The sequence below is a fragment of the Nocardia lijiangensis NBRC 108240 genome (genome assembly GCF_001613045.1).
GTDB lineage: Bacteria > Actinomycetota > Actinomycetes > Mycobacteriales > Mycobacteriaceae > Nocardia > Nocardia lijiangensis.
In genome coordinates this window covers 1-10988 of the sequence record NZ_BDBP01000151.1, presented here as the reverse complement: position 1 = coordinate 10988, position 10988 = coordinate 1, and the positions used below count along the sequence as shown (strand labels likewise).

Genomic DNA, 10988 nt, shown 5'->3' with positions numbered 1-10988 from the left:
GGCCGGTCGGTCGGCAGCGGCAGCTCGGCGGGCAGGCCGCCGAGGGCGTCGCGCCAGAACCGCATCTGCTGGTGCGCCAGATCGCCGGGCCGTTCCGGTGCGCCGAGCAGCTCGCGCTGCCACAGGCTGTAATCGGCGTACTGGACGGGCAATTCGGCCCAGTCGGGCCGGTAGCCGATCAGCCGGGCCCGGTAGGCGCGGATCAGGTCGGTGACCAGCGGCGTCATCGAGAGCGCGTCGGCGGCGATGTGGTGGACGACGAACACCAGCGCGTATTCGTCGCCGCGCCCGTCGTCGTCGAGCGCCAGCAGCGCAACGCGCGCGGGCAGTTCGGTGGTGACGTCGAAGCCGCCGCCCGCGATCGCCGCGACAGTGCCTGCGAGTTCGGCGCGCCCGACCGCCACGGGGTTCAGGCTCAGACCGATGCCGTCGGCGTCCAGGATCGACTGGTAGGGACCGTCCTCGCTCTCCGGATAGGTGGTCCGCAGCGATTCGTGCCTGGCGAGCACGTCGACCACGGCTCGCTCCAGCGCGCGCACGTCGAGCCTGCCGGTGAGGCGAAGCACCACGGGCAGGTTGTACACGCCGGGCGCGCCGTCCTGGCTTTCCAGGCGATTGAGGAACCACAGCCGCTGCTGCGCGGGCGAGAGCGGAATCCGCTCCGGCCGCTCCCGACGCGTCAAAGGCAGCCGCGTCCGGCCCGCGGCGGCCAGCTCGGCCACGGCGGCCGCGAAGCCCTCGACCGTGGCTGCCTCGAAGAGGGCGCGCACCGGGATGCGCACACCGACCGCCGCGCCGACGCGGGCGGTGACCTGCGTGGCGTCCAGCGAGCTGCCGCCGAGCGCGAAGAAGTCGTCGTCCAATCCGGCCCGCTCGACCCGCAGCACCTCGGCGACGACGGCGGCGACCAGCCGCTGCGCCGCGTCGACCGGAGCGCGAAAACGCTTGGCCTGCAATACCGGAAGCGGCAGCGCGGCTCGGTCCAGCTTGCCGCTGGTGTTGCGCGGGAATTCGGTCAGCTGGACCAGCGCGGTCGGCACCATGTAGGCGGGCAGCACCCGGCCGAGACCGGCCTTCAGCGCGTCCAGGTCGAGTTCGGCGCGGGAGTCTCGCTGCGCCGCAATGACATAGCCCGCCAGATAGTCGCCGGTCTCGGCGGTGACGAGCCGCACCGCGGCCTGCCCGACCTCCGGCGCGGCGAGCAGCGCGGTCTCGATCTCGGCGAGCTCGATGCGCTGGCCGCGGAACTTCACCTGGAAATCGACGCGTCCGAGGTAGATCAGTTCGCCGTCCTGGCTCCACCGCACCAGATCGCCGGTGCGGTACATGCGCGCGCCGGGCGCACCGAACGGGTTGGCCACGAAGCGATCCGAGGTCAGGTCGACGCGACCGTGGTAGCCGCGGGCCAGCTGGTCTCCGGCCAGGTACAGCTCACCAGGAACCCCGATCGGCGCCGGGCGCAGCCGCGAATCCAGCACGTAGACCTGCGAATTCCATTCCGGCTCACCGATCGGCACGTGCGGGGTGTCCTCGATGGTGACCTCGCGATAGGTGATGGACACCGCCGCCTCGGTGGGGCCGTACAGGTTGTGCAGCCCGGCGTCGGACACCGCGTGAAAGGCCGCGACGGTCTCCGGCGGCAGCGCCTCGCCGATGACGAAGACATCGCGCAGCGAGGCCAGCTCCTCGGCCTCGGCGTGCGCGGCGAAAACGGCCAGCATGGACGGCACGAAATCGGTGAGCGTGACGCCTTGGCGGGCAATGGTTTCCGCGATATAGCGGGGATCGCGATGGCCGTCCGGCGCCGCGAGCACCAGCGTCGCACCCGCGCGCAGCGGAAGGAAGTAGCCCCACAGCGAGACGTCGAAGGTGGTCGCGGTCTTCTGCAGGTACACATCGCCCGTGCGGAGACGGTATTCGTCGTGCATCCAGGCCAGCTGGTTGGCGATGGCGCGGTGGCTGATCGCCACGCCTTTGGGTCGCCCAGTGGAACCGGAGGTGAAGATGACGTAGGCCGGGTGTTCGGGGTGCAGCGCCGTGGTCCGGTGGCCGTCGGCGATCCTGTCCGCCGGGTATTCGGCGAGATCCAGTTCGTCGAGATGGTGCACCCGCACGGACGGCGACACCGTGGCGGGTGGCGTGAAACCGGCGGCGCGGGTGGTCAGAATGGTGTGCGGCGCGGCCGTGTCGATGATGTGGCCGATGCGCTCGGCGGGGTGCGCCGGGTCCACCGGCACGTACGCGCCGCCCGCGCGCAGCACCGCGTACATGGCGACGACCAGCTCGACCGAGCGCGGCATGGCGAGCACCACCAGGGATTCCGGTCCCACGCCGGTGGCGATCAGCAGGCGCGCCAGCCGGTTGGCCCGATCGGAGAGCTCGGTGTAGGTGAGCGCGGTGTCGTCGGCGGCGACGAGGGCGACCGCGCCGGGGGTGCGTCGCACCTGGTTGTCGAAGCCCTCGTGCAGGAAGCGGTCGGCGACCCGGTGGCCGCTGGCGTTCCAGCTCGCGGTCACGTAGTCGAATTCGCCCGCGTCGAGCAGTTCGATATCGCCGACCGGCGCGTCGGGCGCGGCGACGGCGGCGCGCAGCATGCGAACGAACTTCGCGGCGAACTCCCCGGCCGTCGCGGCATCGAACAGATCGGTGGCGTAGGTGAATTCGGCGCGATAGCCGCCCGCTTCGGCGGCGGGCTCGGAAACGGTCAGCTGGAGGTCGAATTTGGCAAACCCGGATTCGAAATCGACCAGTTCCGTGCCGAGTTCGGGCATGGCGAGCGCGACCGGCGCCATGTTCTGCATGAACAGCGCGACCTGGAACAGCGGGTGCCTGCCCTGCGAGCGGGCCGGGTTCACCGCCTCGACCAGTTGCTCGAACGGAATGTCGGCGTGCGCGAAGGCGCGCAGATCGCGTTCGCGGGCGTGCCCGACGAGCTGGGCGAAGCTCGCGTCGGCCGCGACCTCGGTGCGCAGCACGAGGGTGTTGACGAACATGCCGACCAAGTTGTCCAGCGCGGCCTCGCCGCGACCCGCGACGGGGGTGCCGATGGCGATGTCGGAGGTGCCGGAGAGCCGGGCGAGCAGCGCTGCCAGCGCGGCGTGCAGCACCATGAACGGGGTGGCGCCGCAGCGCTCGGCGATCCGCTCGACGGCGGCGCGCAGCTCGGCGTCCAGCGCGAATTCGTGGGTGGCGCCGTGGTAGGACGCCACGGCGGGCCGCGGGCGATCCGACGGTAGATCCAATTGCGCTGGGAGCTCGGCCAATTCGGCCCGCCAGAAACTCAGCTGACGCGCGGCCGCCGCGTCCGGATCGTTCTCGTCGCCGAGCACCGCGCGCTGCCACAGCGCATAGTCGGCGTACTGCACCGGGAGCGGCTGCCAGCTCGGCTGCTCGCCCGCGCGGCGCGCGGTGTAGGCGGTGACCAGGTCGCGCATCAGCGGACCCATCGAGACGCCGTCGGCGGCGATGTGGTGCACCACGAGCACCAGGGTGTGGTCCTGCGGGCCGCTGCGCAGCAGGCGCACCCGCACCGGGATCTCCTCGGCGACGTCGAACCCCTGGCTCGCGACGGCGCGCACCGCCTCGGCCAGCCGCTCTCCCGGAATCTCCGAGGGCGTGAGATCGAAGACAGCGTGTACCGAACGCACCACCTGCACCGGACCCGCCTCGGTCTGCGGGTAGACGGTGCGCAGGATCTCGTGGCGCGCGACGAGATCGGTGATCGCGGCCGACAGCGCGGACACCTCGAGCGCGCCGCGCAGGCGCAGCGCCACCGGAATATTGTCCACCGCGGCATTGGTCCCGAGCCGGTTGAGGAACCACATGCGCTGCTGCGCCGGCGAGAGCGGAACCTGCGCCGGGCGCAGGCCCGCCGCCAGCACCGGGCGCGACGTCGCGCTGCCGGAGAGCGCGGCCACCGCCGCCACCGTCGGCCGGTCGAAGAAGTCCCTGACGTCGATCGCGACGCCGAGCGCCGCCGAGACCCTGGCGATCGCGCGGGCCGCGAACAGGGAGTTGCCGCCCAGCGCGAAGAAGTCGTCGTCCGCGCCGACCCGCGGCGCGCCGAGCAGGTCGGCGAAGATCTCGGCGACGCGACGCTCGGCCTCGGTGGCGGGTTCGCGGTATTCGACGGCGGCCGCGCCGAAATCGGGTTCGGGCAGTGCCCGCCGATCCAGCTTGCCGTTCGCGTTGACCGGCATCTCGTCGAGCACCTGCACCAGCGAGGGCACCATGTACTCCGGCAGGTACGCCCGCGCGGTGGCGAGCACGGACGCGGTGTCGATGTGGCCGCCGCCCGCCGCCACCACGTAGCCGACCAGGTGATCGCCGCCCGCGTGCCGGTGCAGCGCCACCGCGGCCTGCGCCACCTGATCGCCGCGCAGCAGACCCGCCTCGACCTCGCCCAGTTCGATGCGCAGCCCGCGCACCTTGACCTGAAAGTCGCTGCGGCCCAGGTATTCCAGCTCGGCCGGACCGCCGTCTACGCCGGACACCCAGCGGACCAGGTCGCCGGTGCGGTACATCCGGTCGCCCGGCGCACCCTCGGGGTTCGCAACGAACCGGTCCGCGGTGAGGCCGGAGCGGGCCACGTAGCCGCGGGCCAGCTGCACGCCGGAGAGGTACAGCTCGCCGACCACGCCCGCGGGAACCGGGCGCAGGTTGTCGTCGAGCACCAGCAGTTCGGTGTCGTCGGCGGGTGTGCCGATCGGGACGGTCGTGGTGTCGGCGGCGGTCACCTCATGCGCGGTCACATCGACCGCGGCCTCGGTGGGGCCGTACAGGTTGTGCAGGGTCGCGCCGCTGACATCGCGGAAGGCGGCCGCGGTGGCCGCGGGCAGCGCCTCGCCGGAGGCGAACACCAGGCGCAGGGTGTCCACGGCGGCTTCGATCTCCGGCTCGGCGACGAACACCGCGAGCATGGACGGCACGAAATGCGCCACGGTGACGCCGTATTCGGCGATGGTGCGGGCCAGGTAGGCCGGATCGCGGTGGCCGTCGGGCGCGGCGATCACCAGGCGCGCGCCGATCTGCAAGGGCCAGAAGAACTCCCACACCGACACGTCGAAGGTGAACGGTGTCTTCTGCAACACCACGTCGTCCTCGGACAACCGGTACAGCCGCTGCCGCCAGCGCAGGTTGGCCAGGATCGAACGGTGCGAGACCGCAACGCCTTTCGGTCGGCCGGTCGAGCCGGACGTGAAGATGACGTAGGCGGTGTTGTCTGCCGCGGGCAGCGGCAGGAGCTCCGCGTCGAGCGGTTGCCCCGCTGTGCTGGTGAATTGTCCCGCTGCGCTGGAGAATTGTCCCGCTGCGCGGAGGGCGCGCTCGAATTCGTCGATGCGCAGCACCCGGCTGTCGGCGATCGTCTCCGGCTGGTCGGCGGTGGTGGTGAGCACCAGGGTCGGGGCCGCCGTCTGGAGCACGTAGGCGATGCGCTCGGCGGGGTGCTCCGGGTCGATCGGCACGTACGCGCCGCCCGCCTCGAGGATCGCGTACATGCCGACGAGCAGTTCGAACGAGCGCCGCACGGCCAGCCCGACCAGCGCGTCCGGCCCGACCCCCAGCTCGCGCAGGCGCCGAGCCAGCGCCGTGACGCGCGCGTCGAACTCGGCATAGGTGAGAGTGGCGTCGCCGAATTCCAGTGCGACAGCGTCCGGAGTGCGCCGTACCTGCTCGTGGAATTCGCTGATCAGCGTCTCGACCGGGGTGAACGCGGTGGGCAGCACGTCGGCGGCGATGAGCAGCGCGTCGTCCAGCAAGCGGTCGAGCACCTCGCCGAGCGCGCCGTCGCCGGATTCGAGCAACTCGGGAAGCCTGCCCGAGATCACCACGGAGACGAGGGCGTCCGGGCTCAGGCCGCCGCCCATGGCCGCGCCGAGCGCCGCGACCTCGGCGGCCAGCTCCGCGTAGCCGACCGCGGTGTCGCCGTGCCGTAGCGCGATGCGCTCGGGCGCCAGCTCGGCCACGGTGTCGATGAGACCGGGTAGGTCCTCCACGCCGTAGGCGCGGCGCAGCGCGGCATGCCGGGGTGGGTAGGTGCGGTTGCCGAGTCCGCTGGATGCGACCGATTCTGCGTGAGACATCAGCTAATTCCTTTCGGAGACCACGGCCTGAGCCTCGGCGAGGAGGCGGTGCAGCGCGGCGGCGAGTCCGTCGCCGCCGAGCGCCGCGAGCACGCCGGGCACCAGCCCGGCGAGGGAGACGTTGATGAGGACTTCCGGTGTCGCGGCCGCGCCCATGGCCTTGGCCACGGTGGTCAGCTTCGCGGCGAGATCCGCGTAGGACACCCGGTGCGCGCCGTGACTGAACGCGATCTCACCGGGCGCGAGAGCGGCTGCGGCGGCGATCAATTCGGGCAGCTCGGCGACCGTGGCCGCGGGCGCGGCGGCGGGGCGCTGTTCGTCCTCGGTGCGGATGTCGATGGCGCGAATCGCGACCGTCGGGTCCGCCGCGACCGCCGCGAGCACCAGCAGCAGCCGGTCCGCGAAGCGCTCGATGGTCGGCGCGTCGAAAATGTCTGTCGCGTAGCCGAATCGAAGCGCGAGCCCGGCCCGCGCACCGGCCGTGTCGAACTGCTCGATGCCGGTGAGGTGCAGATCGAACTTCGCCTCGTCCGGTGCGGGATCGAGCACTTCGACGGCCAGGCCGGGTAGTTCGACGCGGCCCGTCGGCATGTTCTGGAAGGTGAACATCGCCTGGAACAGCGGGGTGTACGCCGCGGACCTGGTGCGGCCCATGGCCTCCACCACCTGATCGAAAGGCACCTCGGCGTGCGAGAGCGCGGCGAGGTCGCGGTCCCTTGCCTGGCGAAGCAGATCGGCGAAGCCGGAGCGCGGATCGATCTCGGTGCGCAGCACCACCGTGTTGACGAACATGCCGATCAGGTCGTCGAGTTCGGCCGCGCCGCGCCCGGCCACCGGAGCGCCGATGGTGATGTCGGCCGCGCCGGACAGCTTGGCCAGCAGCACCGCGAAGGCGCTGTGCATCAGGGTGAACAGCGTGGTGCCGTGCTCGCGGGCGATCCGCTCCAGCGTGCGGATCAGCTCGGTGTCGACAGTGACATCGACCGCGGCGCCGCGCATATCGCGGTGCGCAGGACGTGGCCGGTCGCTGGGCAGTGCGAGCACCTCCGGCGCGCCCGCCAATTCCGTTGTCCAGTAGTCGAGTTGCCGCGTGTGCAGGCTCGCCGCGTCGTCGGCCGAGCCGAGCAGCGCGTGCTGCCATTCGCTGTAGTCGCCGTATTGGATGGACAGCGGCCCCCAGCCCGGTGCGCGGCCCGCCGCACGGTCGACATAGGCGCGGACCAGATCCCGGGTCAGCGGCTCGATCGAATAGCCGTCCGCGCAGATGTGGTGCAGCACGACCACCAGGACGTGCTCGTCGGCGGCGAGTTCGAACAGCGCGGCCCGGACGGGCGGTGCGACCGTGACATCGAAACCGGCGGCGACGAATTCCGCGATCCGGCCGTCGATCTCGCTGGGGGACACTGGAATCGGCGTCGGATCGAAGGGCACCGCGGCGGCGGCCAGCACCTCCTGCACCGGACCTTCCGCGGTGTCCGGATAGCGGGTGCGCAGCGCCTCGTGCCGCTCCAGGACGTCCCGCGCGGCCGCCGCCAGCGCGCCGCGGTCCAGTGCGCCGGTGAGCCGGATGGCGGCCGGGATGTTGTACGCGGCCGAATCCTGCGCGAGCCGGTTCACCACCCACATGCGCTGCTGCGCGGGCGCGAGGAGGGCCGGGCGGTCGGTGTCGCGCGGTACCAGGGCGGGCCGCGCTGCGGCGCCGTCCAGGCCGGTGAGCCGCAGGGCGAGACCCGCGACGGTCGGCTCCTCGAACACCGCGGCGACCGGGACCTGCACGCCGAGTTCGGCGCCGAGGCGGGCCGCGAGTTTCGTCGCGAGCAGCGAGTTGCCGCCGAACGCGAAGAAGTCGGTGCCGGCGCCGACCCGGCGGGCGGCGGGATCGTGCGCCCCGTCGATCACCGCGGCGAAGGTGGCGGCGACGAGCCGCTCCAAGTCGGTGGCCGGGGCGCGGAAGGCCGCCTCGGTGAACACCGGCTCGGGCAGCTTCGCGCGGTCGACCTTGCCGTTGGCGTTGAGCGGCAAGGCATCCAGCACGACGACGACGGCGGGCACCATATAGGTCGGCAGCCGCGTCGCGAGGCTCGCGCGCAGTTCCGCGGCGGACTCGGCGCACCCGCCGGCCAAGACGACGTACGCGACCAAGCGCGCGCCCGCCCGCTCGTCGGGCTTGGCAACTGCGACCGCGGCCCGCACTCCGGGCACGCGCAGCAGCGCGGTCTCCACCTCGCCGAGCTCGATGCGGAACCCGCCGATCTTGACCTGGAAGTCGGCCCGCTCCAGGTATTCGAGCCCGCCGTCGGCGCGCCACCGGACGATGTCGCCACTGCGGTACATCCGCGCGGACGACTCGGCCACGAACGGATCGGCCACGAACCGGTCCGCCGTCAGCCCGGGCCTGCTCTGGTAGCCGCGCGCCAATTGCGCTCCCGCCAAGTACAGTTCGCCCGCGACGCCGACCGGGACCGGCCGCAGCCGGTTGTCCAGCACGTACACCCGGCTGTTCCAGGCGGGCGCGCCGATCGGCACCACCCGGCTCGGCGGCTCGACCACCTCGTGCGCGGTGATCGACACCGCGGCCTCGGTCGGTCCATAGAGGTTGTAGAGCCGCGCGCCACCGGCCGCCCGATCGAGGAATTCGGCGGCGGTCGCGGGCGGCAACGCCTCGCCGATGGCGAGCACCCGCCGCAACCCGGCGGGCAGCGGGGCGTCCGGCGCCGCGGCCAGCAGCATGCCGACCAGGGACGGCACCGCGTACAGCACGGTGACGCCGTGCCGTGTCAGCAACGCGCGCAGCCGATCCGGGTCGCGCTCGTCGCCGGGCCGGGTCACCACCAGCGCGCCGCCGGTGACCAGCGGGGACCAGAATTCCCACACCGAGAGATCGAAGGTGGCGGGCGTCTTGAGCAGCGTCCGGTCGGCTGTGCCGAGCGCGAACCGCTCCCGCAGCCAGGCCAGCTGGTTGACGATCGCCGCGTGCGGCACGGTGACGCCCTTCGGCCGCCCGGTCGAGCCGGAGGTGAAGATGACGTAGGCCGGATGCTCCCGGCGCAGCGGGCGGATGCGCTCGCCGTCCGTGATCGGGGCCGCCGAGAGGTGCGCCGCCTCCAGCCAGTCCACCTCGAGGACGCGCACCGAGGTTTCGATCGGCATGCCGTCGGCGACAGTGGTGAGCGCGCAGACCGGTGTGGCGGTGTCGATGATGTAGGCGATGCGCTCGGCCGGGTGGTCCGGGTCGACCGGCACGTAGGCGCCACCGGCACGGACCACCGCGTGCATGGCGATCACCAGCTCGACGGACCGGCGCATGGCCAGCACGACGGTGCGCTCCGGGCCGACGCCGTGGCCGATCAGTGCGCGCGCCAGCCGGTTCACCCGTGCGTCGAATTCCGCGTAGCTCAGCGCCTTTTCGGTGACAGCGTCGATCAGCGCGGGCGCGGCGGGGGTCCGTGAGGCCTGCCGGTCGACCAGATCGGCAAGGGTCAGCGGCTCGACCGGATGCGCGGTGGCGTTCCACTCCCCCAGCACGCGCGCACGCTCGTCGCCGAGCAGGTCCAGGTCGCCGACCAGCGCATCCGGCTGTGCGACAGCCAATTCCAGGATGGACTCGAGTTGCCCGATCACCCGCTCGGCGGTCGCGGGCTCGAACAAATCGGTGGCGTAGCCGAGCGCCAGTTCGATGCCTTCGGGCGTGCCGTCGGCGGCGTACCGGTCGACGGCGAACAGGTGCAGGTCGAATTGCGCCACGCCGTTGTCGAATTCGAGCTCGCGCACGGTCAGCCCCGGCAGCCGCAGCGTGCCGCGCTCGTGATTCTGGAACGAGTAGCCCACCTGGAACAGTGGGTGGCGCGCGGTGGAGCGCTCCGGATTCAGCACCTCCACCAGTCGCTCGAAGGGCACGTCGGCGTGCGAGAAGGCGGCGATGTCGGCGCCGCGGGCCTGCCCGAGCAGCTCGGCGAAGGACCGACCGCTCTCGACGCGGGTGCGCAGCACCAGGGTGTTGACGAACATGCCGATCACGTCGTCGAGTTCGGCCTCGCCGCGCCCGGCGGTCGGCGTGCCGACGGCGATGTCGCCGGTGCCGGACAGCCGGGCGAGCAGCGCGACGAAGGCGGCGTGCACGACCATGAACAGTGTTGCCCCGTGCGCGCGGCCGAGGCCGATGAGCTGCTCGTGCAGCCGCGGCGGCACCAGGCGAGCGGTCTTCGCACCCCGCAGGCTCTGTCGCGCCGGGCGCGGATGATCGGTGGGCAGTGCGAGCTGATCGGGCAGCCCGGCCAGCGCCTCGGTCCAGTAGGCGATCTGCTCGGCCACGCGGGAATCCGGATCGTCTTCGGCGCCGAGCAGTTCCCGCTGCCACAGCGCGTAGTCGGCGTACTGCACGGCCAGCGGCGACCAGCACGGCGCGCGGCCGTCAAGGCGCGCGGTGTAGGCCGTCATCAGGTCACGCACGAACGGCGCGATCGAGGAGCCGTCGGCGGCGATGTGGTGCAGCACGCCCGCCAGCACGACGTCGTCGGAGCCGATGCGGAACAACCGCAGGCGCAGCGGGATCTCGGTGGTGACGTCGAACGCCGTGCTCGCCAGGTCCCGAATGCGCTGTGGCAACTCGGCTTCGGTGACGTCCATCGGATACAGCGCCGGAACCGCCTGCGCCGCAGCCAGAATCCGCTGGGTCGGCGCTCCGTCCAGCTCGGGGTAGGTGGTGCGCAGCGATTCGTGCCTGCCGAGCACATCGGCCAGCGCCGACTGGAGCGCGGGCACGTCCACGTCGCCGGTCAGCCGCAGCGCCAGCGGGATGTTGTAGGCGATGGACGCGCCGTCGAATCGGTTCAGGAACCACATCCGCTGCTGAGCGGGCGAGAGCGGCAACGTCTCCGGCCGGGCGCCGGCCACCAGCGGCGGCCG

Annotated in this window: 2 protein-coding genes; both read right to left on the bottom strand. The window is 72.1% G+C overall.

The window, feature by feature from the left end:
• The coding region (locus NL1_RS34345) for a non-ribosomal peptide synthetase (protein ID WP_156095182.1) at positions 1-6083 on the bottom strand (6083 nt) is incomplete at its 3' end.
• Between the two features lie 3 nt (positions 6084-6086).
• The coding region (locus NL1_RS34340; protein WP_245673725.1) for a non-ribosomal peptide synthetase at positions 6087-10988 on the bottom strand (4902 nt) is incomplete at its 5' end.